Source organism: Halodurantibacterium daqingense, assembly GCF_042666235.1.
In the GTDB taxonomy this organism is placed as follows: domain Bacteria; phylum Pseudomonadota; class Alphaproteobacteria; order Rhodobacterales; family Rhodobacteraceae; genus Halodurantibacterium; species Halodurantibacterium daqingensis.
In genome coordinates this window covers 211,124-237,799 of record NZ_JBHTFQ010000006.1, presented here as the reverse complement: position 1 = coordinate 237,799, position 26,676 = coordinate 211,124, and the positions used below count along the sequence as shown (strand labels likewise).

Below are 26,676 nucleotides of genomic sequence, written 5' to 3'. Positions count from 1 at the left end.
CGCCATGCCCGTGCAGCGGCGCGGTCAGATATATCGCGCCTGTTGCGGGGCGGCTGCGCGGCGCGACGGGCGCAGGGCGGCCGCCCCGCTCCCGCAGGCGGCCGGAAGGCCCGCGCGCCATCCGGTTCCCGCAGGAGGGACAGATCGCCGTTTCTGTAGGCATCGTGGGTCACGGGCTGGGTTCGATCCGGTTGCGCCTTCTGGAACCTATGCCCGTCTGCGACGATATCCAGTCATCCGGCCGAATTTCCACGGGCAGGGGCTGCGCCGGACGCGCGCATCGCCAGATCGCCGCGCCTGCGGCCGCGCGCCCGATCCGCCGCCAGGGCTGCCGGTCGCGACGGCCCTTCGGCCTCTGTGCCGCCCCGCTGGCGCGGCACGGCGTTTCTGCGGCGGTCATGTCCGGATATGCCGGCCGCCCCAGGTCGCGGTGCGGGCGCGATGCGGGCCCCGATCATCAGGTTCTTCTGTCACGAAATCTTCGCCAAAGCGTAACGATGCCGTGATCCCGCAGGCATAGGAGTCCCCCGAACCACGAAGGGGGGCACATGCTCAGCGTTCAAGGCGTCACCAGGATCTTTGGTCAGAACATCGCGGTCGATCACGCGACATTCGTGGTCGAAAGGCCGGCGATGATCGGGATCATCGGCCGGTCAGGGGCGGGCAAGTCCACACTGCTGCGCATGATGAACCGGCTGACGGACGCGACCTCGGGCGAGATCCGCTTTGACGGGCGCAACATCCTGGATTTGCGCGGGGCGGAAAAACGCGCCTGGCAAAGCCAATGCGCGATGATCTTCCAGCAGTTCAACCTCGTGCCGCGGATGGATGTGGTCTCGAACGTGCTGCACGGGACGCTGAACCGCCGCTCGACGCTGGCCGCGATGTTCAACCTCTTTTCCGCGCAGTGACATCCACCGGGCCATCGACATCCTGGACCGGCTCGGCATCGCCGAACAGGCCGCGAAACGGGCCGAGGCGCTTTCGGGCGGCCAGCAGCAGCGCGTGGCCATCGCGCGGGCGCTGATGCAGGACCCCCGGATCATCCTTGCCGACGAGCCGATCGCCAGCCTTGACCCGATGAATGCGCAGATCGTCATGGATACGTTGCGCCGCATTCACGAAGAGGACGGGCGCATGGTCATCGCGAACCTGCACACGCTGGACACGGCACGGCGCTATTGCGACCGGGTGATCGGAATGCGGGCAGGCCGGATCGTCTTTGACGGCACCCCTGCGCAACTGACCACCGGCGTGGCCCGCGACATCTATGGCGCCGACGAAAGCTTCAGCGAGGCGGCAACCTCGACCAGCCTTGAAACGCTGGAGACCGCCTGGCGTCCCCCGGTTCCCGCGTGAACCGACCCCCGTTTTCTTAACCCCGGAGTATCCACAGATGAAGAAGATCGCTGCCCTTATGGCGACGACCGTGGCGCTGGCTGGCGCCGCCCAGGCGCAAGAGCAGGCCATTACCGAGTTCCGCATCGGCCTTCTGGGCGGCGAGAACGCGCAGGACCGGATGAACTCGAACGAGTGTTTCCGCGCCAAGACCGAAGAGCTTCTGGGCGTTCCGACCCGGCTGTTCACCGCCGCCGACTACAACGGCGTGATCCAGGGCCTGCTGGGCGGCACGCTTGACATGGCCTGGCTTGGCGCCTCGGCCTATGCGGCGATCTATCTGGAAAACCCGGACGCGGTGGAACCGGTGCTGGTCAAGGTGAACCTCGATGGCTCCTACGCCTATCACTCGATCGGCTTTGCCCGCGCCGACAGCGGGATCGAGAGCCTTGCCGACATGGAGGGCAAGACCTTCGGCTTTGGCGATCCGAACTCCACTTCCGGCTATCTGATCCCGCTGGTCGAGATCCCGGACGAGGGCTATTCGATGACCCCCGGCGAATATTTCCGCGACATCGTCTTTACCGGCGGGCATGAACAGACCATCGTGGCGGTTGCCAATGGCGATATCGACGCGGGCGTGACCTGGGCGGATGGTCTGGGCGACTGGCTGGACGGCTACAATTCCGGTGCGCTGCGCCGGGCCTCGGATGCCGGCATCGTCGACATGAACGACATCGTCGAGATCTGGAAATCCAAGCCGATCCCGGAAGGCCCGATCGTGGTGCGCAAGGATCTGCCGTCGCATACCAAGGCGCTGGTCACCGGATTGACCGCGTCGCTGCCCTATCTTGATCCCGATTGTGCCTATGGCGTGCTTGCCGGCGAGGCGCTGGGCGTCCAGCCGATCACCCACGAGGCCTATGTCTCGATCGTCGAGGCGCGCAAGGCCGCAGCGCAGTAACCCGTAGCGAGTGCCGGGCCGCGGGGAAACCTGCGGCCCTTTTGCTGCGACCGGGCAGCGCGGAAAGGGCAGGGCATGGCCGATCTCACCAACGATATCCGTGGCGACTATCTGGCGCTGACGCGGCGGCGCAGGCTTTACAGCGGGCTGCTGCTGCTGGTCTTCGCGCTGATGATGATCGCGGCCTTCGATATCCTGGAAAGCCGCAATGCCGGCGGCTTCCTGAACGGATTGCGGCAGCTGGGCGATTTTCCGCGCGGGCTGATCGCCGAAGCCTGGGCCAAGGCCGACCGTCTGCCGGGGCTTCTGGTCGGCTTCTTTCCCTCGCTGCTTGAAACCGTGAACATCGCCGCCGCCTCGACGCTGTTCGGGGCGCTGCTGGGGACGCTGTTCGCGCTTCTGTCCACGCGCGGGCTGGCGCTTTGGCCCCGCGCGATCCCGCTGTTCCGGCGCATCATGGACATCCTGCGCGCGGTGCCTGAAATCGTGATCGCGCTGGTGCTGATCTTCATTCTGGGCGGCGGGCCGGTGCCGGCCATGATCGCCATCGCGCTGCATACGGCCGGGGCGCTGGGCAAGCTGTTTTCGGAGGTGGCCGAGAATGCGGATCTGCGCCCGGTCGAGGGGCTGGCCTCGGTCGGGGCGGGCTGGGGGCAGCGGATGTGGTTTGCGGTGATGCCACAGGTTGCGCCCAACTTCCTGAGCTATGCGCTGATGCGGTTCGAGATCAACATCCGCGCCTCGGCAATCCTCGGCTTCGTCGGCGCCGGCGGCATCGGCTATGACCTGCGCAACGCCATGACCTGGGGGCCCGGGCGCTTCGACCAGGCCGCGGCAATCTTCCTGCTGCTGTTCGTGACGATCGTGATCGTCGATCAGATATCCAGCCATTACCGCAACCGCCTTGCCAGCGTGGAGCATTGACATGACCGCCATTGCCACCCCGGACCTGCGTGCCGATATCGACCGGCTGTTCACCCGCAAGCGCCTGGTCAGCTTTGGCCTTCCTGGCCTGGTGCTGGTTTATCTGGTCTATGTGTTCTTCGCCTTCGACGTGGCGGGGCTGGCCCAGCGGGCACGTCTGGACAATGCGCGGATCATCATGGCCGACAGCTGGTCACACAAGACGCATGTAACGATGGATGCGCGCAGCGGCGCGATCTCGGTTGCGATCGAGGGCGAGGTCAAGGGCGCCTATCCCCCAGGCACCGCGCCCGACTGGGTCCGGTTGGGCGAGGGCACGGCGGATGTCGATCTGGGCCGGGGGCAAAGCGCGCGGATCGCCGAAGGGGGCGTGCGGATCACGCTTGCCGATGGCGCGGTGATCGAGGCCCGCCCCACGCGCGACGGTGTTCAGGCCGAACTGCCGCCGCTTGACCCGGCGCGGGTCAACCGCTCGGACCAGCGGCTGGTGGTGCAGCTGGATGGCGCACGACTGACCGTGACCCGCACCAAGGTCGAGCTTTTCCGGTATTTCTTCGGCTGGGAGATGTTCTGGTTCAGTCTCGACAGCCCGTTCCACGGACAGGGCGCCGCCGCCCTGGCGCAGGCAGCACTGTCGGGCGAGGCGCCGGCGATGCTGCGCGATTTCCTGAACAACCGCGTCTGGCGGCACGGGGACGTGTTCTGGGCGCTGGGGGAAACGGTGCTGATGGCGTTTTTCGGCACGCTGGGCGCGGCGATGATCGCGCTGCCGCTGGCCTTCCTTTCGGCGCGGAACTTCACGCCCGCCTGGATGGTGCGGTTCGGCCTGCGGCGGGTGTTCGACTTCGTGCGCGGGGTCGATGCGCTGATCTGGACCATCGTTCTGGCGCGCGCCTTCGGCCCCGGCCCGATGACCGGGGCGCTGGCGATCCTGATCACCGACAGCGGCTCCTTCGGCAAGATGTTCTCGGAGGCGCTGGAGAACACCGACAGGCGCCAGGTCGAGGGCATCCGGTCCACCGGGGCGAATGCGGCGCTGCGCTACCGCTTCGGGGTGATCCCGCAGGTGATGCCGGTGCTGCTGAGCCAGGTGCTGTATTACTTCGAATCCAACACCCGCAGCGCGACGATCATCGGCGCGATCGTGGGCGGGGGCATCGGCCTTTTCCTGACCCAGGCGATCAATACCCAGAAGGACTGGGAACAGGTCGCCTATTACATCGTGCTGATCGTGCTGATGGTCATGGCGATGGACGCGGTCTCGGGCTGGCTGCGGCGCCGGCTGATCCGGGGCAGTTGAACCGCCCCCTAGTGCGGGGCCGGAACGCGGATCCAGGCATAGGCGCTTGTCCAATCAAGGCAGCCCGCGCGGCCCGAGACATAGTGGCCCGCATAGTCATTGCCGTTGACCACCAGCAGCCGAACCTGGGCATCATCGCTCAAGCCGCCAGGTTTGGCACCATCGGTCACCAGCTGCCAGGCCGGCGGCGTGGGGCTGGCGGGGGCCGGAAGGGGCCGGCCCAGCAGCCTGCGCATTCCGGCGCCAGCGACGGCGATCAGCCCCCGAGGGCGGCGCGGCGTCTGTGAAACATCTGCGTGCAAGGTCATGATCCTGATCCTTCTGCCGGGTGGCGTCTGTCTATAATATCTAGCAGCTTTGTCGTGTTAATCAAGATAAAAAACACGTCTTGTTCAGTCGTGTTTCGGCGCCGAGGGTGCGGGCAGCGGGCGGGCAGAAGGATCAGCCTTGCGGGCCGGTTGACGCGGGCCTCTGCTCCGCGCAGACAGGGGGCGTGTGACAAGGTAGTTCGTGATGCGAGAGTCCAGTTCAGAAACCGCTGGTCCCGAAGGGCCAGTGTCCGATCATGGCGGGGTCGCGCCCCAAGCCGAAGCCGGCCCGGCAGAACGCTTCGGGGCGGAAACCTTGCCGCAGCCGCGCAACCTGCTGGCGCAGGGACCGCTGGCCGAGGCCATCGCCACCGGGCAGGCGCGGGGGCTGACCGTGTTCCAGCACATCAACAAGACCGCCGGATCATCGATGGTGGCCGAGCTTCAGCGCCATCCCGGCAACTACATGTCGCTGCACAATGACTATGAGCGGTTCCGCGACCCGGAACTCGATTATGCCACGCTGATTCCCGCGCTGCGGACCGAGATGCACCAGGTGCTTGACCGGGCGCTTGTCGCCTATCAGCCCGACAGGGTGCGCTGCCTTTCGGGGCATCTCTACCGCGAGCATATGGATCGGCTGTTCGCGCTGTTTCCGCAGGCGTTCTTCTTCACGTTCCTGCGCGCGCCGGTCGCACGGGTGATTTCCGATTTCCGTTATCAGTGCACGCCGCAGCATCCGCCCTATCTTGCCTTCCGCCGCGCCTGCCCGACGATCGAGCACTACCTCGACCGCGAAGATGAAACCGACAAGATGTATGAGATGCTGGTCGGCCGGGACGTGCCGCTGGACGAGGGGATCGCCCATATCGAGCGCCGCTATGCGCTGGTCGGCATTCACGAGATGTATCCCATGTCCTTCAACATTCTCATGCGCTGTCACGGCAGGGACAGCTTCCCCAGGGCGCATCTGCGGCCCACGGCGGATCTGCCCGAAAACCGCGTCGAGCTCACGCCCGCCCTGCGCGCGCGGATCGAGGCGCGAAACCCGCGCGACATGGCGCTCTATCGTCATTTCCACGCGCAGATGCTGGCGCGCCGGGGGGAATGGCAGGCGCTGCGCGCAGAGGGCTCCCGATCGGCCGCGCGTAACGAAGGCCCTTGATCCGGCGCCGCCTGACATGCGCGCCAGGGGATCAGGATATCGTTGCGGCAGGCCCTGCGGGCTGGCAGAGGCGGGCAGGCGGCAGGATCGCGCCGGCGATCCCGGCCGTCGTGTGCCGCCACAGGGCGCCCCCGCCCGAGATCGGGGCGGAGGCGCGCCGGGATCGGGTCAGATCCGGCCTTCCTCGACCGCGTGGCAGGCGGCGGCCTGGTCGCCGCGCCAGGTCAGCCCGGGCACCTCGCTCCGGCAACGGTCATTGGCGAAGGGGCAGCGCGGGTGGAAGGGGCAGCCGGGGGGCGGATCGATGGGCGAGGGGATCTCGCCTTCCACCTTCTTGCGGCGGCGGCCCGTCATCTCGATATCGGGAACCGCGTCCAGCAGCATCCGCGTGTAGGGATGCTGGGGATGCTGGAACAGCGCCTCGGCCTCGCCCACCTCGGCCAGACGGCCAAGGTAAAGCACGCCGATGTCATCGGCCATGTGCCGCACCACCTGGAGGTTGTGCGAGATGAACACATAGGTCAGGCCGAACTCATCCTGAAGATCCTTCATCAGGTTGAGGATCTGCGCCTGCACCGACACATCCAGCGCCGAGGTCGGTTCGTCGCAGACGATGAACTCGGGCTTGGCGGCCAGCGCCCGGGCGATGGCGATACGCTGGCGCTGCCCGCCCGAGAACTGATGCGGGAACTTCACCCCGTCCTCGGGCGACAGACCCACAAGCGTCAGCAGCTCGCCCACCCGCAGGCGGCGGGCGCGGTCGTTCATGCCGCGCTCGAACACGCGCAGCGGCTCGGCGATGATGTCGGTCACCCGCCAGCGGGGATTGAGGCTTGCCAGCGGATCCTGGAAGATCATCTGGAACCGCCGGCGCAGGCGCCGCGCCTCGGCCCCCTTCAGCCCGCGCGCAAGCGAGGTGCCGTCAAAGACGATCTCGCCCTCGGTCGGGTTCAGAAGCCCCACGATCAGCCGCGCGATGGTGGATTTGCCCGATCCGCTTTCGCCGACCAGCGCGAAGGTTTCCCCCCGCTTGACGGTGAAGGACACGTCCTTGACCGCGTTGACATAGACCTTGTCCTTGCCCTCGATCTTGCGGTTCAGCCAGGGGGCAGAAACGTCGAAGCGCCGGGACAGGTGGCGCACTTCCAGAAGGGTGTCGCTCATGCTTCGGTCACTCCGGGGTAAAGCCAGCAGGCCGCGCGCCGGCCGGGTTCGATTTCCGACGCGGCGGGGCGGTGGCTGCGGCATTTGTCAAAGACCTTGGGGCAGCGCGGGTTGAAGGCGCAGCCCTTCGGGATCGCGTTCAGCCGGGGCATCGAGCCGGGGATATGCACCAGCCGGTCAAGATGCTGCCCCAGCTTCGGGATCGCGCCCATCAGCCCCTGCGAATAGGGATGCTTGGCGTCCTTGATGACGGCGGCGACCGGGCCAAGCTCGGCCAGGCGCCCGGCATACATCACCGCCACGCGGTCCGCGGTTTCGGCGATCACCCCCATGTCATGCGTGACCAGCATGATGGCCGCCCCGCGGTCGGCGCAGATTTCCTTCATCACGTCGATGATCTGTGCCTGAACCGAAACATCCAGCGCGGTGGTCGGTTCGTCCGCGATCACCAGTTCGGGGTCGGCGCACAGCGCCAGTGCGATCACCACCCGTTGCCGCATCCCGCCCGAAAACTGGTGCGGATAATCGTCGATCCGGCGGCTGGCGTCGGGGATGCCCACGTCATCCAGAAGCTTGATCGCGCGCTTGCGCGCGTCCCCGGCCGACAGCGGCAGGTGGGTGCGGATCGTTTCGATCAGCTGATCCGAGATACGGTAGAGCGGGTTGAGCGAGGTCAGCGGATCCTGGAAGATCATGCCGATCCGGCGGCCGCGGATCTTGCGCATCTCGTCCGCCGGAAGGTTGTCGATCCGCTTGTCGCCCAGCCAGATCTCGCCGCGGGCAATGCGGCCCGGCGGGTCGATCAGGCCGATGATGGCGGCGCCGGTCATGGATTTGCCGGCGCCGGATTCGCCCACCATGCCCAGCACCTCGCCGGGCATGATGTCGAAGCTGATGTCCTGCACGGCGGTCAGGATGCCGTGACGGGTCGGGAACTCGACCGTCAGGTCACGGACGGAAAGAAGGGGCTGTGTCATCTGGATCCCCTCAGCGCAGCTTCGGGTTCAGCGCGTCGCGCAGCCAGTCACCCAGAAGGTTGACCGAAAGCGCCAGCAGGATCAGCGTGATGGCCGGGAAGAACAGGATCCACCATTCGCCCGAGAACAGGAACTGCTGCCCGATCCGGATCAAGGTGCCCAGCGACGGCTGAGTCGGCGGCACGCCCACGCCAAGGAAGGACAGCGTCGCCTCCTCGATGATGGCCAGCGCGAGGCCGATCGTTCCGATCACCAGCACCGGGCCCAGCACGTTGGGCAGGACATGGCGGATCAGGATCAGGATCGGATGCACCCCCATGATGCGGGCGGCCGACACATAGTCCTTCTGCCGTTCCACCATGGTCGCGCCACGCACCGTCCGGGCGAACTGTGCCCAGTTCGACAGGCCGATGGCCACGATCAGCACCCAGATCGCCATGCTTTCCTGCTGGTTCGCCGGGATCACGCCGCGCGCGATGCCGAAGATCAGCAGCGCGATCAGGATGCCGGGAAACGAGAGCTGGATATCGGCGATCCGCATGATGACGCCATCGACCGCGCCGCCGTTATAGCCCGCGACCAGGCCCAGCGACACGCCCAGCGTGATCGCGAAGGCCGTGGCCATCGCCCCCACGAACAGCGAGATCCGGCTGCCATACATGATGGTCGACAGCACGTCGCGGCCCTGGTTGTCGGCGCCCATCAGGAAGGTGTTGCCGGTAAAGGGGCTTTCGGTCATCGGCGGGGTGAAGCCGTCCATCAGGTTCAGGCTGGCCGGGTGGAAGGGGTTGTAGGGGGCGATCCAGGGCGCCAGCACCGCCATCAGGATCAGCGACAGCGCAACGATGGTGGCAAGGATGGTCACCGGCGACCGGCGCCAGGAATAGAAGATGTCGCTGTCCAGCGCCGCCTTGAGCCTGCCTTTGGGCTTGGGCGGCGCGATCGGCGCCTGCGTGGCTTGGGTGGGATGTGTCATGGTTACTTTCCTGTGCCGCCGGCATCGACCCGCAAGCGGGGATCAACGACGTAGTAGAGGATATCGACGATGAGATTGATCAGCACGAAGACCAGCGCGATGAACATGAGATAGGCCGCCATCACCGGCACATCGACCACCTGCACCGACACGATGAAGAGCGAGCCGACCCCCGGCCACTGGAACACGGTTTCGGTGACGATGGCGAAGGCGATGACCGAGCCAAGCTGAAGCCCGGTGATGGTGATGACCGGCACCAGCGTGTTCTTGAGCGCATGGCCGAAGTGGATCGCGCGCTGGCTCAGGCCACGGGCGCGGGCAAAGCGGATGTATTCGGTGCGCAGCACCTCCAGCATCTCGGCCCGGACCAGCCGCATGATGAGCGTGAGCTGAAACAGCGACAGCGTGATCGCGGGCAGAACCAGCGAGCGCAGGCCGCTTTCGGTCAGAAGCCCGGTCCGCCACCAGCCCAGATCGACAACCGCGCCGCGCCCGAAGGACGGGAACCAGCCCAGTTCGACCGCGAAGATGTAGATCAGCCCGATCCCGATCAGGAAGGTGGGCAGCGACACGCCGATCAGCGAAACCGCCATGATGAAGGCGGTGGCGACGCTGCGCGGCTTGAGCGCCGTGAACACCCCCAGCGTCAGCCCGAAGACCAGCGCGATCGAGGCCGAGGCGAAGGCCAGTTCCAGCGTTGCGGGAAGGCGGCTCAGGATCAGTTCGGTCACGGGTTGCTGCAACCGGTAGGAAATGCCGAATTCGCCGCGCAGGGCATTGCCGATGAACCGCAGGAACTGCACGATCACCGGATCGTTCAGGCCCAGCCGTTCGCGCATGATTTCCTGTTCGTCAAGCCGTGTCTCCACGCCAACCATGCTGGCGATCGGATCGCCCACGTAGCGGAACACGACAAAGGCAATAAGTGCGACGAACAGCATGACCAGCACCGATTGTGCCAGTCGTCGGATGATGAAGGCCAGCATGGCACACTCCGCTGCTGAAAAGGAGAACCGCCGCGCCCGGGGTGAACCGGACGCGGCGGCCGTCAGATCGTCAGGATCAGTTCGAGAAGGTGGCGTCGATCATCAGCGGCTGGTTTTCCGGGTGAACCGGCAGCGTGATGTTGTCGCGCATCGCATAGGCCAGAACCTGGTTGTGGATCGGCAGCAGCACACGCTCGGCCTTCACGGTTTCCCAGATCTCGGCCACGGTCTCGGCGCGGGCGTCGAGGTCGGTCTCGGTGCCCAGCGACCGGATCTTCTCGTCCAGTTCCGGGTTCGAGTAGAGACCGCCGTTATAGGCGCCATAGCTGCCTTCCTTCGTGTGTACCAGGTCGTTGAAGACATAGGCGGAATCGAAGGTCGGAACGCCCCAGCCCAGCAGATAGAAGTCGGTCTGGTTGCTGGTGACCAGCGGCGAGTGCTGTGCCACGGGCCGCGAGGCCAGCGTCACGTTGATCCCGATCCGGCCCAGCATGCCGACAACGGCCTGGCTGATCGCCTCGTCGTTGACATAGCGGTTGTTCGGCGTGTCGAGCGTGACGGTAAAGCCGTTCTCATAGCCCGCTTCGGCCATCAGTTCGCGCGCGCGGTCCAGATCGACGGCGGGATAGGCGTTCAGTTCCTCGGTCCAGCCGGCGACGAAGGGCGGGTTGGCAACGCCCGTGGGGATGGCCTGGCCGCGCATGACGACCTGCGCGATCGCATCCCGGTCCACGGCCAGCTCCATCGCCTCGCGCACCCGCGGGTCGTTGAAGGGGTTGCGGTCGGTGATGTTCGACGAGGCCAGCGGCTCGTCCCCGAAGCGGTAGCCGAAGTAGATCACGCGGTTTTCAGGCCCGGTCTCGATCTTGATGCCGGCGGTGTTCTGCAGGCGGTCGATGTCCTGCACCGGCACGTCCTGAACCAGATCAACCTCGCCCGACAGCAGCGCGGCGATACGGGTCGCGTTGTCGGCGATCGGCAGATAGACGATCTCGGTCACCTGGGGGGTTTCCTCGGCCCAGTGGTTTTCGTTCAGCGTCAGCACCGAACGCACGTCCACTTCGCGCGATTGCAGGATGTAGGGGCCGGTGCCGTTGGTGTTGCGGACGGCATAGTTGTCTTCGCCCGCGGCATAGTCCTGCACCTCGACCACGTTGTTGGCCTCGGACCAGTCCTTGTCCATGATGAAGGTGTTGGTGAGGTTGTTGGGGTAAAGCGGCGCCGGGCCGGTCATCTGCACTTCGACGGTATAGTCGTCCACGGCGCGCACTTCGGCCACTTCGACATGCAGCTGGCGCATGTTCGATTTTTCCGAACGGGCGCGGTCAAGCGAGAAGACAACATCTTCCGCGGTGAACTCGGCGCCGTCGTGGAAGGTCACGCCTTCGCGCAGCTTGAAGACCCAGACCGTCGGATCGTCTTCCTTGAGCGACCATTCGGTTGCCAGGCGGGGCTGCAGCGTGCCTTCGCTGTCACGGTCCACCAGCGTTTCGTAGATGTGGTGGGCAAAGTTATGCGTCACGCCCTGGTTCTGCGAATGCGGATCCAGCGTCAGCGCATCCGAGGCGCGCGCCCAGCGCAGCGTCTCGGCGCTTGCCGCGCTCACGATCATGGTCGAGCTCAGCAGCGCCGCACCGAGGCCCATCATCACCTTGTTCATCTGGTCGTCTCCCTGTTGGTTGGTGGCAGCGGTCCGCCACTCATAGGTGCAGCAAACCCGCTTTCGTAGGGCGGTTCAAATACTAATTTTGTCCATACGGTCAAGTCGTGCCGCAGCAGAGGGCAAACGCCGCGTCATTGGGCGGCACGCAGCGGAATTTGCGGCTGTTCGGTGCTTTCCCACAGGATTTCCGGGGCCTTGCTGCGGGCTGCGGCGCGCTGCAAGGCCAGATCGCGGGCCGCGCGGCTGCCCCGCCCAAGCGACAGCGCCCGCAGCCCCGCAACCGAGCGGTAAGCACCGATCGACAGCCACACCCTGAGCGCGAGCAGTGCCGGCGTGAAGATCAGCGTCAGCACCGTGGCGATTCCCAGGCCAAACACGACCGCCGTCGCAAGCTGCTTCCACCAGAGCGCGGTGGGGCTGTCGATCGTGTAGCCGCCGTTGATGAAATCAAGGCTGATGCCCAGCATCATCGGCGCAAGCCCGGCCATCGTGGTCACGGTGGTCAGGATCACCGGGCGGATCCGGCTTTCGGCGGTGCGCACGATCGCCTCGAGCCGCGGCATGTAGCGCGCGTATTCCTGGTAGGTGTCGATCAGCACGATGTTGTTGTTCACCACGATGCCGGCCAGCGCCATGATGCCCGTGCCGGTCATGATGATCGAGAAGGTCTGGCCCATCACCAGCATGCCGATCAGAACGCCGGTGGTGGACAGGACCACCGCCAGAAGCACCAGAACCGCGTTGTAGAAGCTGTTGAACTGCGCCAGCAGGATGATGAACATGAGCCCGAGCGCCCCGGCGAAGGCCTGGACGAGGAAGGCGCCGCTTTCCTCCTGGTCCTGCTGGTCGCCGGTCCATTCCCAGCTTACGCCGGGGGGCAGCACATCGCCGCTCAGCCATTCCGTCAGGTGGTCGATCCGCTCGTTCGCATTGATCGGGCGGCCGGCCGCGTTCAGCAGGCCCGGCGCCACATCGGCGCGCACGTCATAGTAGCGCTGCTGGTCCACACGGTCGATCCGGCCCAGCTGCGCCACCGGAGCGCGGGTGATGAAGTTCGACAGCGGCACCAGCCCCTCGGCCGTGCGCAGCTTGAGCGTGTCGAGCGTTGACAGCAGCCGGTCGTCCTCGGGCAGGCGCACGCGGATCTCGATCTCCTCGTCGGAACTGTCCACCCGCATCGTGTCCAGGAGCAGCCCGCGGGTGATCAGCTGGATCATCCCGCCAACGGTCGCCACATCGGCGCCGAACCGCCCCGCGCGCTGCACATCCACGTCGATCTGCCAGTCGATCCCGGGCAGGGGGCGGGTGTCATCGATGTCGATCAGCCCCTCGGTCTCGGCAAATCGTGCCAGCACCGTTTCGGTTGCCGCGTTCAGCGCGTCCCAGCTCTCGCCCTTCAGGCGCAGGTGGACCGGCTTGCCCGAGCCGGGGCCCATGGTCATTTCGGTGATCTCGGTGCGGATTCCGGGCAGGGCGTCCAGCCGTGCCTGCAGGCGGTCAAGGATCGCGTTGCCATCCAGATCGGGCTGGCGGGCGCGGTCCTCCCAGGGGGTCAGCTCGATCTGGATCTGGCCGATCGTGTCGCGGGGGGCGGCGCTGCCGCCGGTGTTCTGGTTCAGCCCGCCGTCGCCGGCGAAGGCAAAGACGCTGGCCACGCCCTCGGTGCCCATCACCAGCGCCTCGGCCTGCCGCACCAGCGCATCCTTTTCGGGCAGCGACAGGTTGCCGCGCGCCCGGACATGGACAATGGCCTGTTCCGGCTCGGTTTCCACGAAGAATTCCACACCGCGATTGTTCTGGCCGAACAAGACGAAAGTGGCCACGACGACGGCACAGACACCCAGGATCGACACCACCGGCATCACGGGATTGGTGGTGAGAAAGGCCACGACATGCCCGAAGGGGCTGCGGCGATAGCCGCCGCGCAGCCGCCGGGGGGCGCGGGACGTGCCCAGCGCCCCAAGCGTGATCGAGGACAGGACCATCCCCGCCACGAACAGCACGATCCCCGGCAGCGCCGCCATCGGCCCGGCCGAGGCGCGCACCCCGCCGGTCAGGTAGCTGGGGTTCAGCGCCTGCATGGCGCCGATGAAGCTCAGCCCCAGTGCAAGGATCACCAGCCCGACGCGGATCGGCCAGTGCAGCGGCAGCAGCAGCGCCGAAGCCCGGGCAAAGGCGCGCGACATCCTGCCCATCACCCCGCCCATCACCGGCAGATAGATCAGCGCCACGATCAGTGAGGCGCAGAGCACGAAGATCAGCGTCACCGGCAGCATGCCCATGAACTCGCCCGCGACGCCGGGCCAGAACAGCAGCGGCAGGAAGGCGCAAAGCGTCGTCGCGGTCGAGGCGACGATCGGCCAGAACATGCGTTTGGCGGCCTGGGTATAGGCGGTCATCGGGCCCGCGCCTTCGGAAATGCGCTTGTCGGCATATTCCACCACCACGATCGCGCCATCCACCAGCATGCCCACGGCCAGGATCAGCCCGAACATGACGATGTTCGACACCGACACCTCCATCACCGCGAACAGCGCGAAGGTCAGCAGGAACGAGGTCGGGATCGCAAAGCCGACCAGCAGCGCCGAACGGGTGCCCAGGGCCGCAAGCACCACGATCATCACCAGCGCGATCGCCGTCATGACCGAGCCTTCGAGCTGCGCGACCATGCTTGCCACGTTCGTCGACTGGTCCAGCGATGTTTCGACGCTGATCGCGTCACGCAGTTCGGGGGGCCAGCCCGCCTCGGCGGCGGCGACGGTTTCGCGCACCAGGGCGGCGGTATCGATCAGGTTGAAACCGCGTCGCTTGACCACCTGCAGCGCGACGGTGGTTTCGCCGTTGAACCGCGCGGTGCCGGTGCGGTCCTCGAAGGTCAGGCGGATTTCGGACAGATCGCCCAGCGTCACCACGCTGTCGCCGCTGACCTTGACCGGCAGGTCATAGATATCCTGCGGCGTCTTGAACGAGGCAGGGATCTTGACGGCGAAGGCGCCGGTTTCGGTTTCGATCTCGCCGGCGGCGATCAGGCGGTTGTTGTTGGTGACGACGCTGATGAGTTCGGGCGCGGTGACGTTGTAGGTTTCCAGCCGCAGCGGCTCGATGATGACTTCGAGCATTTCATCGCGGTGCCCGGCAAGCTTGGCCTCAAGCACCGCGTCGATCGCCTCGATCCGGTCCTGAAGCTCCTTGGCGACGCGCAGCAGCGTGCGTTCGGGCAGTGCCCCCGACAGCGAGACGATGATGATCGGAAATTCGCTGAAGTTGATTTCATTGATGGAATAGCTGTCATAGCCGGCGGGAAAGCGGCCCTCGGCCCGGTTCATCCGGTCACGGACATCGGCGATGGTTTCCGACTTGTTCCAGCCGAACTCGAACTCCAGCGCGATGCCGGCATAGCCTTCCGAGGCGGTGGCCGACATGGTCTTGAGCCCGTCAAGATCGGAAAGCTCGGTCTCCATCACCCGCACCAGCAGCGTTTCGCTGTCCTCGGCCGAAATCCCGGGGAAGGGGACCGAGACGAACAGCGCCGGGATCTCGATATCCGGCTCGCCCTCCTTGGGCAGGCCGACATAGGCCATCGCCCCGGCTGCAAGCGACAGGACGATGAAGGCCAGCACCATCCGGGCGCGGCCGGCGGCCCAATCGACGATGCCGGTCATGGCTGCAGCTCGCGCCAGGTGACGGCAAGGCGGGTGCCGTCGGTGACATATTCCTGCCCCACCACGATCACCGCCACACTGTCGGGCAGGCCGGTGACCCAGACCCCCTGCGGGCTGTCGCGCAGAACCGATACCGGCGCGAAGCCGGCGATCTGCCCGCCGGCGGGATCATCCGTCACGATGCGCAGGCCCAGCCGGCCGCTGTCATCCAGCGTCAGTGCCGAGGCGGGCAGCAGATGGGCGCCCACGCCGGCGGCCCCGATCACGATCTCGGCGGTCTGGCCGTCGCGGATCGCCAGGTCGGGATTGGGCACCTGAACCTCGACCCGGAAGGTGCGGGTGGCCGGATCGGCCGAGCGCGACTGGAAGCTGACCGTGCCGCGCAGCTCGGTGCCGGACACAAGGCGCGCCCCGGCCGGGGCGCCGATCTCGACCCGCGCCACCTCGGTTTCGGGCACGAAACCGACCAGCCGGATCGGATCAAGCTGGATCACCGTCGCGCAAAGCCCGCCCGCCTGCAGCAGCGATCCGGTTTCGGCCGCGTCGGATTCCAGCGTTCCGTCGAAGGGCGCGGTGATGCGCAGCCGCGCGATTTCGGTCTGGGCGGCCTCGACCGCGGCCTGCGCGGTCTGAAGCGCGGCCCGTGCCCCCGCGGCCCGGGTTTCCGAGGCAAAGCCGCCGGCGGCAAGCTGATCGGCGGCGCGGAAGTTGATCTCGGCCTCGGCCAGCCGCGCCTCGGCTTCCAGAAGGGCGGCGGTGCGGGTTCCGGGCGAAAGCTCGCACAAGAGATCGCCCGCCGCGACCATTGCCCCCCGCCGCAGCGGTTCCGATACCACCTGCGCCGTCGTCTCGGCCCGCACCTCGACGGCGCGCGCCGCTTCCGTCCGGCCGCGCAGCAGCACGGCCGTATCCACCGGGCGCGCGGTGCTCTGCGCCGCCACCACGCCGACCAGCCGCCCTTCGGGCAGCTCGCTGGCGCCGGTCGTTCCGGGCTGCGCGGCAGCGGCCGGGGCGGGCTCGGTCGCGGGGGGCGGCACCACCCGCGCCATCCGCATCAGCTGCGGCCGCTCGATCACAAGCAGGTAAAGGCTGATCGTGACCAGAACGGCCGTCAGGATCGGGAAGAAACGCATCATGGCACAACCTCGGGCATGGCGGATTGGCGCGGCTGTCGGTAATCCGGCGGGATCTGCTGAAAACGCGGTGTCTCCGGCTGGGGACCACAGACCTTGTACGTGCGGTCCGCAGCGGCAGATTACCCGCAGCCTGTTCAGCGCACAAGGGCGCGTCCCGGTTCGTGCCGATGCCCTTGCGGAACATCCCGGCGCAACGCGCCCGGCTGCACCGGAAGCGGGGCCTCCAGGGCCTGTAACGGCAGGCGGGGCTTGGCAACTGGCGGCCCTTGTGTGTAAGACAGGGCCGATTGATGCGGAGGCAGCGGCGTGAGCAATTCGGAAAGTTTCATCGACGAGGTGACCGAAGAGGTCCGGCGCGAGCGTCTGTTCGGCTACCTGCGTCGCTATGGCTGGATTGCGGTGCTGCTGATTCTGGTGCTGGTGGGGGCCGCCGCCTGGAACGAATGGCAAAAGGCGCAGAACCGCGCCGCGGCCGAGGCATTCGGAGACTCGGTTCTGGCCGCCCTTCTGCATGAAACCCCCGACGCCCGGCGCGAGGCGCTGGCCGAGGTGCCGACCACGGGTGCGCAGGGCGGCGTGGTCGCCCTTCTGCAGGCATCCGAGGCGATGGCGGCAGGCGACAGTGCCGCCGCGCTTGCCGCGCTCGATGCCGTGGCCGCGGATGGCGCGCTGCCGGCAAGCTATCGCCAGCTCGCCATGCTGAAACGCGTGGTGCTGGGCGGGGCGGACCTGCCGGCCGAGGAGCGGGAAGCCGCGCTTCAGGGGCTTGCGCAGGCCGGGCAGCCGTTCCGACCGCTTGCGCTTGAACAGCTGGCGCTGTTGCGGATCGAGGCCGGCGACACCGATGCGGCCATCGCGCTTCTGCGCGACGTGCTGCAGGAGCCCGGCCTGACGGCGAACTTGCGCCGGCGCGCGATGCAGCTGATTGTCGTTCTGGGGGAAAACCCCGAAGCTGCGGGCTGAGGCCGCGCGCAGTCAAAAACACCCGGCCAATGGACCGGGCCTTGAAGAAGGGACAGGCAAGGTGAAGCGGATCCATATCCTGGGGGCTCTGGCTGGTCTGGCAACACTGACCGCCTGCAGCGAACCCGAAGTCATTCTTCCCGGCGAACGCCTTGCCCTGCGCGACGGGCAGGAGGTCCGGCTGTCCGAGGTGAACGTGGCGCGCCCGATCGCGCTGGCGGCGCAGGTCAACCATGCCGAATGGCCGCAGCGGGGCGGCAGTGCCACCCACCGCCTTCAGCATCCGGCCTTCGCGGCGGTGCCGCAGCTTTACTGGTCGGCGCCGATCGGCACCGGTGAGGGGCGGCAGTTCCGCATCACCGCCGATCCGGTCGTGGCCGCGAACCGCGTCTTTACCCTTGATGCCCGCGCCACCGTCACCGCGACGGGGCTGGATGGCAGCACACTCTGGTCGCGCGATCTGACGCCGCCCGGCGAACGCACGCCCCGGGCTTCGGGCGGGGCGCTGGCCTATGGCGAGGGGCGGCTTTACGTCACCACCGGCTATGGCCGCCTTGTCGCGCTTGATCCGGCCACGGGCGCCGAGATCTGGACGCAGCGTTTTGCCGCGCCGGTGACCGCCGCGCCGACGATCGCGGGCGGAACGGTCTATGTCGTGGCGGCTGACAACACCGCCTGGGCGCTGGATGCCGCCAATGGCCGCGAACGCTGGCAGCTTTCGGGCACGCCGACCACGGCGGCCTTTGTCGGGGGCCCGGCACCTGCGGTCACCGACCGCGTGGCGCTGCTGCCCTATTCCAGCGGCGAACTGGTGGCGGTGCTGCGCAACAGCGGCAGCCGGCTTTGGGGCACGACGGTGGCCGGCAGCCGCCCGGGCCGCGCCTGGGCGGGGGTGACCGACATCACCGGCGATCCGGTCGTGCAGGGCGAGACGGTCTTTGTCGGCAATGCCTCGGGCCGCGTCATGGCGCTGGATCTTGCCACCGGCGCGCAACGCTGGGCGGCGCGCGAAGGGGCCTACGGGCCGGTCTGGCCGGCCGGGGATTCACTGTTCCTTGTGTCGGACGAAGGCCAGCTGGTCCGGCTTGACGCCAGCAGCGGGGCGCGGATCTGGGCGGCCGATCTGCCCTATTTCACCGACACGCGCGAACGCCGCCGGAACGAGATCGTGGCCCATTACGGCCCGGTCCTGGCCGGCGGGCGGCTGTGGCTGGCGGGCAATGACGGGATGCTGCGCGCCTTCGATCCCGTCGCCGGCGGTCTGGTGACCGAAGTGGCGATCCCGGGCGGCGCCGCGGCCAATCCGGTGGTCGTGAACGGCACGATGTATGTCGTGGGCGGCAACGGTCAGCTTCACGCTTTCCGCTGAGGCCGAACCGGTGTAAGGGCAACCGCTTAACCCTTTGGAGGGCGTGATGAGCTTTACCCTTGCCATTGTCGGGCGGCCCAATGTGGGCAAATCGACCCTGTTCAACCGTCTGGTCGGCAAGAAGCTGGCGCTGGTCGATGACCAGCCCGGCGTGACGCGCGATCTGCGCGAAGGCGCCGCGCGGCTGGGCGACCTGCGCTTTACCGTGATCGACACGGCGGGGCTGGAGGATGCGACCGACGACAGCCTGCAGGGCCGGATGCGCCGCCTCACCGAACGTGCGGTGGAAATGGCCGATGTCTGCCTGTTCCTGGTGGATGCGCGTGCCGGCGTCCTGCCCACCGATCAGATCTTTGCCGAGATCCTGCGCCGCAAGAACGCGCATGTGATCCTTGCGGCAAACAAGGCCGAGGGCCGCGCCGGCGAGGCCGGGATGCTCGAGGCCTATTCGCTGGGTCTGGGCGAGCCGGTGCCGCTGTCGGCCGAGCATGGCGAGGGGATGGAGGAGCTTTACCAGCGTCTGCGCCCCCTTGCCGATGCCTTCGACGAACGCGCCGCCGACACCGCGCCCGAAACCGATGTCGATGTGGCCGAGGGCGACGAGGACGGGCCGCGCGTGCCCACCCAGGCCAAGCCGTTGCAGATTGCGGTGATCGGCCGGCCCAACGCGGGGAAATCGACGCTCATCAACAGGATCATCGGCCAGGACCGGCTGCTGACCGGCCCCGAGGCCGGGATCACCCGGGATGCCATTTCGCTGCGCACCGACTGGGAAGGCACGCCCGTCCGGATCTTCGACACGGCCGGCATGCGCAAGCGCGCCAAGGTGCAGGACAAGCTCGAAAAGCTCTCGGTCTCGGACGGGCTGCGGGCGGTGCGCTTTGCCGAGGTGGTGATCGTGCTTCTGGACGTGGAGATCCCGTTCGAGCAGCAGGACCTGCGCATCGCCGATTTCGCGGAAACCGAAGGCCGCGCGGTGGTGATCGCCGTCAACAAATGGGATCTGGAAGAGGCCAAGCAGGAAAAGCTGGCCGAACTGCGCGAGATGTTCGAACGCCTGCTGCCGCAGCTGCGCGGCGCGCCCATGGTCACGGTTTCAGCCATGACCGGGCGGGGGCTTGACCGGCTGCACAAGGCGGTGATGAAGGCGCATGAGGTCTGGAACCGCCGCATCACCACCGCCAAGCTGAACCAGTGGCTGGGCGCGATGACCGAGGCGCATCCGCCCCCCGCGCCGGGCGGGCGCCGTGTCAAGCTGCGCTACATGACCCAGGTCAAGACCCGTCCGCCGGGCTTCGTGGTGATGTGTTCGCATCCCGAAAAGCTGCCCGACAGCTATACGCGCTATCTGGTGAACGGGCTGCGCGATGCCTTCGACATGCCGGGCACGCCCATCCGCATGACGCTGCGCAGCCAGTCCGACCAGAACCCCTACAAGGACCGCAAGAAGTCCACGCCCTCGCGGCTGCGCAAGCACCTGGGCAAGCCGCCGCTGAAATGACGGGCGCGGGCGCGATGGATCCTGTGTTTCACACACGGCTTCCCGTCGCGCCCTGGGCTGCGCCCCATACCCGCCGCCTTCCGGGCATCCAGCCGCTTGATCCTGCCGACTGGCTGGCGGTGGACGAGGCCTATGCCGGCCAGATGGCGCTGCGCGATGTGCTGATCGCAGGCCGCGCGCCCGTCCATGCCCTTGCCCCCATCGCCGAGGCCGCGGCCGAGGAGCTTCTGGACCTTGTGCTGTCGCATCTGCCGGCGCTTGGCTTCAGCCTGGGCGATGCCATTACCCGCCCCGATGGCCTGTGCGTGCCGCTGGATCGCCGCGCGCCGCTTCTGACCCTTGGCCGGCTTTGTCAGGAAGATTTCTGCATCCTTCAGAAGGAGGCGGACGAACATGTGCTGACCGGGGCGATCCTCTGTTTTCCCTCGCGCTGGACCCTGGCCGAGAAGTTCCTGCGCCCGCTGACCGCCATCCATGTGCCGGTGCCCGAATATGATGCCGAGATCGCGCGGCGGGTGCAGCGGCTTTTCGATGGCATTCACCCCGACCGCCCCCTGTGGCGCGCCAATGTGCTGCCCTGCGCCGACCCGACCCTGCACGCCCCGCAACGCGAGGCCGAGGGCCGGCCGCGCCCGCCGGGCCCGATGCCCTATCTGCGCAGCGAACGTCAGTGCCTGCTGCGCCTGCCGCGGACAGGCGCAGTGGTGTTTTCGATTCACAGCTATCTTCTGCGGATGGCAGACCTGCCCGCCGAGGCGCGCGCGGCGATCGCCAGCCATTACGAGGGTGCCGGAGAACCGCCCCGGGATCCTGCCGCAGGCCCCTGAGGCGGGCGCGTCGCCGCAGCGCCAGCCCGCGCGGGCGTGCTGCGCGACCGCTTCGCATCTGCCGGATGGGCCGGTGATATGCGCCGGTGATGTGCGGCATCTCCTCCGGGTTTCCCGGGGCCGCGGCGGGCGGAAAGCATATCGGTGCAGCCGCCCCGCGCAGCCCCAGGCCTTGCCGCAGGTGCCGCCCGGCTCAGCGAAGCCGCCGGGCGGTCAGGGCCACATCGACGGTCACGCCATGGCCCAGGGTGCCTTCGCCCGGCTGGCTGGCGCCGATGCCGAAGGCAAGACGGTCAAGCGTGGCCGTGGCTTCCATCACCGCCCGGTCGCCATCGATCTGCAAGGTGAAGGGCAGGTCCATCGGCAGCGTCACGCCGCGAAGGGTCAGCGTGCCCCGGGCCAGATAGGCCTCGCCCTCGGGCAGGATCTCGGCCTCGAACCGTGCGGTGGGGTGGTTGGCCGCGTCGAAGAAATCCGCCCCCATCGCCTGCGCGGTGACCGAGCCGAGCCGCAGGCTCTCGATCGCGATGTCCACCTCGACGCGGCCGTGGCTACCCGCCTCCGGCGTTTCGTCGAAGGCGATCGCGGCGGTCCAGGTCTCGAAACGGCCCGCAACCTCGGCGCCCATCTGGCGGATGGTGATCGCCAGCGTCCCTTCCTCGACCTGCCAGCCGGTCTCGACCGGGCCCAGCACGCTGGCCGGCGCCGTATCGCGCATCAGTGCCAGCGCGCCCGCCGTCGCAAGCCCATAGAGCGCCAGCGCCGCCACCGCAGGCACCAGCCCATGCCGGACCGGGGCCGCCGTGCGGGCCGGAGTGGCGCGCCGTCCTGGCAGCATGCGCCGCAGCGTGTCGTCGCGGTCCACCAGATGGTGCTTCAGCGCCCCCGCCACATGCAGCAGGATCGCCCCCAGCAGCACATAGACAAAGACACCGTGCAGCCCGCCAGCCAGATGGGCCAGCCCCTCATCCACCGGAACGAAGGGCAGGCGCTGACCGAAGGGCCACCAGATCGGCGCAAAGCCGGTCGTTGCCGCATGATGCACCCAGCCTGTCAGCGGGGCCAGCAGCATCGACAGATACAGCGCCCAATGCACCGTATCGGCCAGAAAGGTCTCGGCCCGGCGCTCCGGATGCAGCGGCACCGGCCGGGGCTGCACCAGCGCCCAGAGTATGCGCGCCAGTGCGATCAGGAAGGCCACAACGCCCAGGGTCTTGTGCAGGGAAAACAGCGTCACCTTGGCCGCAAGCTCGGCCTCGGTCGCCATCGGCCAGCGTTCGGCCACCAGGCCCAGCGGCAGGGCGGTGAGGATCAGGAGGGCCGTCATCCAGTGAAGGGTCCTGGCGACGGCGCCGAAATCGGTGCGGGTATTGGCAAGGCTCATCGTGGCCATGGGGATCATCCTGCTGAGGTCCGCCCGAGTTTAGCCCAAGCGGCGCCGGCGTAGAACGCCCCTCCATGCACAGTGGCTGTGCAATGGCCCGGCCGGTGCGGTCAAGATTGCACCGCGCGCGCCCAGCCGCTAGACGAGGGGCAAAGCTGAAACGGAGGACTGGATGAGCCGCGCATATATCTTTCCCGGCCAGGGGGCGCAGACCGTAGGCATGGGGCGGGCACTTGCCGCGGCCTATCCCGCGGCGCAGGCGGTGTTCGACGAGGTGGACGAGGCACTGGGCGAAAAGCTCTCGGCGCTGATCTGGGAGGGGTCGGCCGAGGATCTGACCCTGACCGCCAATGCCCAGCCGGCGCTGATGGCGACCTCGATCGCCGCGATGCGCGCGCTTGAGGCTGAAGGGATCGCGGTGACCGATGCGGCCTTTGTCGCGGGCCACAGCCTGGGCGAGTATTCCGCGCTCGCCGCCGCCGGGGCGCTGAGCCTTGCCGATACCGCCCGCCTGCTGCGCATCCGCGGCCGCGCGATGCAAGAGGCGGTGCCGGTGGGTCAGGGCGCGATGGCGGCACTGCTCGGGCTTGATTTCGACGCGGCGGCCCAAGTTGCCGCCGAGGCGGCGCAGGGCCAGGTGTGCCAGGCTGCCAATGACAACGATCCCGCGCAGGTCGTGGTTTCGGGCCACCGCGAGGCGGTGGAACGCGCGCTGGACATTGCCAAGGCCAGGGGGGCGAAGCGCGCGCTGTTGCTGCCGGTTTCGGCGCCCTTCCACTGCGCGCTGATGCAGCCCGCCGCCGAGGCGATGGCCGAGGCGCTGGCCGGCGTCACCATTCACGCGCCCGTCGTGCCGCTGGTCGCCAATGTGCGCGCCGCGGCGGTCACCGATCCCGAAACCATCCGTGCGCTTCTGGTCGAACAGGTCACCGGATCGGTCCGCTGGCGCGAATCCGTGGCCTTCATGGCGGCGGCCGGCGTGACCGAGTTCTGGGAGGTCGGTGCCGGAAAGGCGCTTTCGGGGATGGTCAAGCGCATCGCGAAAGACGCGGCCACCCGCACGATCGGCACCCCCGAGGATCTGGCCGCAGCCCTTGGCTGAAGGCCCCAACAACAGGAGTTTTCCCATGTTCGACCTTACCGGCAAGAACGCCCTCATCACCGGCGCCTCGGGCGGGATCGGGGCCGAGATTGCCCGCGCGCTGCATGGCGCGGGGGCCACGGTCGCGCTTTCGGGCACCCGCACCGCCCCGCTTCAGGAACTGGCGGCCGAACTGGGCGGCCGCGCCCATGTGATCGCCTGCGACCTGTCGGATGCGGCCTCGGTCGAGGCGCTGCCGAAACAGGCGGCCGAGGCGATGGGCTCGGTCGATGTGCTGGTGAACAACGCCGGCATCACCCGCGACAACCTGTTCATGCGCATGTCCGACGAGGAATGGCAAAGCGTGATCGACGTGAACCTGACGGCGACCTTCCGCCTGTGCCGCGGCGTGCTGCGCGGGATGATGAAGGCGCGCTGGGGGCGGATCGTCAACATCTCGTCGGTCGTGGGTGCCACGGGCAACCCGGGGCAGGGCAATTATGCCGCTGCCAAGGCCGGGGTGGTCGGCATGTCGAAAAGCCTCGCCTACGAGGTGGCAAGCCGGGGAATCACGGTAAACGCCGTCGCACCGGGCTTCATCGCGACCGCAATGACCGACAAGCTGAACGATGACCAGAAGGGCAGGATCCTGACCCAGATCCCCGCCGGCCGCATGGGCGCGCCGGGCGAGATCGCGGCCGCGGTGCTCTATCTTTCCAGCCCCGAGGCCGCCTATGTGACAGGTGCCACCTTGCATGTGAACGGCGGTATGGCCATGATCTGACCCAAGGGGGATTCCCCCGGTTGAAAGCGTTTGCCTCTGGTTAAGACTGTGCTATAGGCGGCGCTGATTGAGCCGGGGGCGTTGCCCGTGCTGGTCGTGGCCTTGTTTCCGCATGGGGCGGGCTCTGAACCGCCCCGAGGGGCAAGGACAAGTAAGACGGGATGCCTCCCGCGAAACGAATGAGGAATGAACATGAGCGATATCGCTGATCGCGTTAAGAAGATCGTCGTCGAACATCTCGGCGTCGAAGAGGACAAGGTCACGGAAAACGCGTCCTTCATCGACGATCTGGGCGCCGACAGCCTCGACACGGTCGAGCTGGTCATGGCCTTCGAGGAAGAGTTCGGGATCGAGATCCCCGATGACGCCGCCGAAACCATCCAGACCTTCGGCGACGCGGTCAAGTTCATCTCGGAAGCCGCCTGACCGGCCTGGAAATGACGGCGGGCTGGCCCCGCCTGCCTCACCGCAGCCGGAACTGACGCCTGCGGAACCCCGCGAAAGCCCGCCCCTGGCGGGCTTTTTCCGTGATGGCCCGGCTTCGACACCGGCGGGCTTGCGCACGTCAGCCCCGCTCCGACGGGTCTGGTTGCGCCCGTGGAAGCTTCCGGCACCGGGTTCAGGCACCGACGATCCGCGCCGCCAGACAGCATGATCGCGCCTGTGGGCCGAGACGAACACCATCAGGCACTGTCCCAGGGCCGCGTTCTGCCCCGGTTCTTGAGCCTGCCGAACAGGATCGCGATCCGGTTGCGGCGCTTCCAGCGGCGCGTGGGGCAAAGGGCGGGCCTGCCGCAGGACGTCCGGACGGTATCCGGGGCCATATCCCCCGTCTTTCACAGCGTCCCGAAATCCCTCGGCGTCGCGCTTCGGGCCGTCGATCCGCCATCGGGCTGCGGAGCTGCGGCCAGGATGCCGCTGCACCGGTCATCATGACGAACCTCGGCGGGTGGCCGCTGGCGTCCCTTGCGGCCGGCCATTCATCCGCGGATGTCCTGGACACCGGACACCGGACACCGGACACCGGCCGCGCTCTGCGAACGAAACGATCAGGCGCCCGTCGTCGGCCCGATCCGGTGCCCGGGGTCCGCGATGCGGCTTCGGGAATGCGCGTCGATCATCACGACCCTGGCGCAGGCTTTCCTGTCAGGGCAGGCCGGGCGGGTCGGCATAGCCATGCACGCGCCCCGAAGGATCGGTGACGCGCCAGCTGCCGTCGGCAACCGGTTCAAGATGCCCCGGCCCGATCGGGACCTTGCCGAACCCGCCGGGAATATCCAGCACATAGGTGGGCAGGCAGAGGCCCGAGATCTGGCCCCGCAGCGCCGCCATCAGCGCCTGACCCCGGGCGATGGTGGTGCGGAAATGGCTGGTGCCGCGGGCCAAATCGCAATGATGCAGATAGTAGGGCTTGACCCGGTTGCGCACCAGCGTGCGGAAAAGCGCGGCGAGGGCGGCGACCTCGTCATTGATGCCGCGCAGAAGCACCGTCTGCGACAGAAGCGGCACGCCCGCGCCCGCGAGCCGTGCCAGTGCCGCGCAGGCCTCGGGCGTCAGTTCCTGCGCATGGTTGGTGTGGATCACCACATAGACGGCCGGATGCCGGCCCAACGCCGCGACCAGATCCGCCGTGACCCTTTCCGGCGCGACGACCGGGATGCGGGTATGGAAGCGCACCACATCGACATGGGGAATGGCCGCGAGCCGGTCCAGCAGCGCCGCGATCCGCCGGGGCGACAGCACCATCGGGTCGCCGCCGGTCAGGATCACCTCGTGGATGGCCGGGGTGGCGGCGATATAGTCCAGCGCCGCGGACAGATCGGCTTCGGGCAGCGCGCCTTCCTCGCCGACCTTTTCGCGGCGGAAACAGAAGCGGCAGTACACTTCGCAGGTATGGGTCGCGGCCAGGATCACCCGGTCGGGATAGCGATGCGTGAGCCCGCGCGTGGGGCTGTGCACGCTGTCGCCGATCGGGTCGTCCAGTTCGCCATCCTTGATCGCAAGCTCGTCGGGCCGGGGCAGGAACTGTTGCGCCACCGGATCGGCAGCGGGATCGGCGCCGATTGCCGACTGCATGGCCGGGGTGATCCGGATGCGGAAGGCCTCGGCCACGGCATCAAGCGTGGCCTCATCCGCGGCCGGTGCAAGCCCGGCCTCGATCAGGTCGCGGACAGTGGTCAAAGCGCGGGGCGGCATGGGGCCTC

The 26,676-nt window shown here is 67.6% G+C and carries 21 protein-coding genes and 1 pseudogene; 12 read left to right on the top strand and 10 right to left on the bottom strand.

Translation table 11 applies throughout. The annotated features are described in order from the left end of the window. Positions 1 to 548: 548 nt before the first annotated feature. The 4 genes and pseudogenes from phnC (at position 549) to phnE (ACFQXB_RS12720) (ending at position 4,526) form a co-directional block, all read left to right on the top strand. Positions 549 to 1,359: pseudogene (gene phnC, locus ACFQXB_RS12735) on the top strand (phosphonate ABC transporter ATP-binding protein). Between the two features lie 37 nt (positions 1,360 to 1,396). Beyond that, positions 1,397 to 2,302 (top strand): phosphonate ABC transporter substrate-binding protein, encoded by a 906-nt coding sequence (gene phnD / locus ACFQXB_RS12730; RefSeq protein WP_377404285.1) that lies wholly within the window; start codon positions 1,397 to 1,399, stop codon positions 2,300 to 2,302. 75 nt (positions 2,303 to 2,377) lie between these two features. After that, positions 2,378 to 3,226 carry a phosphonate ABC transporter, permease protein PhnE gene (gene phnE / locus ACFQXB_RS12725; RefSeq protein ID WP_377404282.1) on the top strand — a complete coding sequence of 283 codons (849 nt, stop codon included), beginning with the start codon at positions 2,378 to 2,380 and terminating at the stop codon, positions 3,224 to 3,226. A gap of 1 nt (position 3,227) precedes the next feature. After that, positions 3,228 to 4,526, top strand: a complete 1,299-nt coding sequence (gene phnE, locus ACFQXB_RS12720) for a phosphonate ABC transporter, permease protein PhnE (protein WP_377404279.1) — start codon at positions 3,228 to 3,230, stop codon at positions 4,524 to 4,526. A gap of 8 nt (positions 4,527 to 4,534) precedes the next feature. Here the strand turns inward: phnE (ACFQXB_RS12720) and ACFQXB_RS12715 are convergent, their stop codons facing one another. Beyond that, on the bottom strand, positions 4,535 to 4,834 hold the full coding sequence (locus ACFQXB_RS12715) for a hypothetical protein (protein ID WP_377404276.1): 300 nt from the start codon (positions 4,832 to 4,834) through the stop codon (positions 4,535 to 4,537). A gap of 247 nt (positions 4,835 to 5,081) precedes the next feature. Here ACFQXB_RS12715 and ACFQXB_RS12710 point away from each other — a divergent pair, with 247 nt between their 5' ends. After that, complete coding sequence (locus ACFQXB_RS12710) at positions 5,082 to 5,999, top strand: hypothetical protein (protein WP_377404273.1); 918 nt, start codon at positions 5,082 to 5,084, stop codon at positions 5,997 to 5,999. A 168-nt stretch (positions 6,000 to 6,167) separates the two neighbouring features. Here ACFQXB_RS12710 and ACFQXB_RS12705 read toward each other — a convergent pair whose 3' ends face one another. The 7 genes from ACFQXB_RS12705 to ACFQXB_RS12675 form a co-directional block, all read right to left on the bottom strand. Continuing rightward, positions 6,168 to 7,163 (bottom strand): ABC transporter ATP-binding protein, encoded by a 996-nt coding sequence (locus tag ACFQXB_RS12705; RefSeq protein ID WP_377404270.1) that lies wholly within the window; start codon positions 7,161 to 7,163, stop codon positions 6,168 to 6,170. Beyond that, complete coding sequence (locus ACFQXB_RS12700; protein ID WP_377404267.1) at positions 7,160 to 8,140, bottom strand: ABC transporter ATP-binding protein; 981 nt, start codon at positions 8,138 to 8,140, stop codon at positions 7,160 to 7,162. The genes ACFQXB_RS12705 and ACFQXB_RS12700 overlap by 4 nt, the downstream gene beginning before the upstream one ends. Positions 8,141 to 8,150: 10 nt before the next feature. After that, on the bottom strand, positions 8,151 to 9,116 hold the full coding sequence (locus ACFQXB_RS12695) for an ABC transporter permease (RefSeq protein WP_377404264.1): 966 nt from the start codon (positions 9,114 to 9,116) through the stop codon (positions 8,151 to 8,153). A gap of 2 nt (positions 9,117 to 9,118) precedes the next feature. Continuing rightward, positions 9,119 to 10,102: an ABC transporter permease gene (locus ACFQXB_RS12690; RefSeq protein ID WP_377404261.1), complete on the bottom strand. Its 984-nt coding sequence runs from the start codon at positions 10,100 to 10,102 to the stop codon at positions 9,119 to 9,121. 76 nt (positions 10,103 to 10,178) lie between these two features. After that, the gene (locus tag ACFQXB_RS12685) at positions 10,179 to 11,762 is read right to left on the bottom strand and encodes an ABC transporter substrate-binding protein (RefSeq protein ID WP_377404258.1); all 1,584 of its coding nucleotides are present in this window, start codon (positions 11,760 to 11,762) and stop codon (positions 10,179 to 10,181) included. A 134-nt stretch (positions 11,763 to 11,896) separates the two neighbouring features. Further along, the gene (locus ACFQXB_RS12680) at positions 11,897 to 15,427 is read right to left on the bottom strand and encodes an efflux RND transporter permease subunit (RefSeq protein WP_377404256.1); all 3,531 of its coding nucleotides are present in this window, start codon (positions 15,425 to 15,427) and stop codon (positions 11,897 to 11,899) included. Continuing rightward, positions 15,424 to 16,560 carry an efflux RND transporter periplasmic adaptor subunit gene (locus tag ACFQXB_RS12675; protein WP_377404594.1) on the bottom strand — a complete coding sequence of 379 codons (1,137 nt, stop codon included), beginning with the start codon at positions 16,558 to 16,560 and terminating at the stop codon, positions 15,424 to 15,426. The genes ACFQXB_RS12680 and ACFQXB_RS12675 overlap by 4 nt, the downstream gene beginning before the upstream one ends. A gap of 309 nt (positions 16,561 to 16,869) precedes the next feature. Here ACFQXB_RS12675 and ACFQXB_RS12670 point away from each other — a divergent pair, with 309 nt between their 5' ends. The 4 genes from ACFQXB_RS12670 (at position 16,870) to ACFQXB_RS12655 (ending at position 21,223) form a co-directional block, all read left to right on the top strand. Continuing rightward, positions 16,870 to 17,526: a tetratricopeptide repeat protein gene (locus ACFQXB_RS12670; RefSeq protein WP_377404253.1), complete on the top strand. Its 657-nt coding sequence runs from the start codon at positions 16,870 to 16,872 to the stop codon at positions 17,524 to 17,526. Positions 17,527 to 17,587: 61 nt separating this feature from the next. Continuing rightward, a complete protein-coding gene (locus ACFQXB_RS12665) occupies positions 17,588 to 18,895 on the top strand; it encodes a PQQ-like beta-propeller repeat protein (RefSeq protein WP_377404250.1) in 1,308 nt (435 codons plus the stop codon). A gap of 46 nt (positions 18,896 to 18,941) precedes the next feature. Beyond that, positions 18,942 to 20,396: a ribosome biogenesis GTPase Der gene (gene der / locus ACFQXB_RS12660; protein WP_377404247.1), complete on the top strand. Its 1,455-nt coding sequence runs from the start codon at positions 18,942 to 18,944 to the stop codon at positions 20,394 to 20,396. Between the two features lie 14 nt (positions 20,397 to 20,410). Then, positions 20,411 to 21,223, top strand: coding sequence for a heme-dependent oxidative N-demethylase family protein (locus ACFQXB_RS12655; RefSeq protein WP_377404244.1), 813 nt, complete (start codon positions 20,411 to 20,413; stop codon positions 21,221 to 21,223). A gap of 193 nt (positions 21,224 to 21,416) precedes the next feature. Here ACFQXB_RS12655 and ACFQXB_RS12650 read toward each other — a convergent pair whose 3' ends face one another. Beyond that, a complete protein-coding gene (locus ACFQXB_RS12650; protein ID WP_377404241.1) occupies positions 21,417 to 22,616 on the bottom strand; it encodes a cytochrome b/b6 domain-containing protein in 1,200 nt (399 codons plus the stop codon). A 163-nt stretch (positions 22,617 to 22,779) separates the two neighbouring features. Here ACFQXB_RS12650 and fabD point away from each other — a divergent pair, with 163 nt between their 5' ends. From fabD to ACFQXB_RS12635, 3 genes are all read left to right on the top strand, one after another. Further along, on the top strand, positions 22,780 to 23,709 hold the full coding sequence (gene fabD / locus ACFQXB_RS12645; RefSeq protein ID WP_377404238.1) for an ACP S-malonyltransferase: 930 nt from the start codon (positions 22,780 to 22,782) through the stop codon (positions 23,707 to 23,709). A gap of 25 nt (positions 23,710 to 23,734) precedes the next feature. Beyond that, a complete protein-coding gene (gene fabG / locus ACFQXB_RS12640; protein ID WP_377404235.1) occupies positions 23,735 to 24,472 on the top strand; it encodes a 3-oxoacyl-ACP reductase FabG in 738 nt (245 codons plus the stop codon). Positions 24,473 to 24,664: 192 nt separating this feature from the next. Next, on the top strand, positions 24,665 to 24,898 hold the full coding sequence (locus ACFQXB_RS12635; protein ID WP_150422503.1) for an acyl carrier protein: 234 nt from the start codon (positions 24,665 to 24,667) through the stop codon (positions 24,896 to 24,898). Between the two features lie 720 nt (positions 24,899 to 25,618). Here ACFQXB_RS12635 and ACFQXB_RS12630 read toward each other — a convergent pair. Next, entirely contained in the window at positions 25,619 to 26,668 is a 1,050-nt protein-coding gene (locus tag ACFQXB_RS12630; protein WP_377404232.1) for a lysine-2,3-aminomutase-like protein, read from the bottom strand. Positions 26,669 to 26,676: the final 8 nt, after the last annotated feature.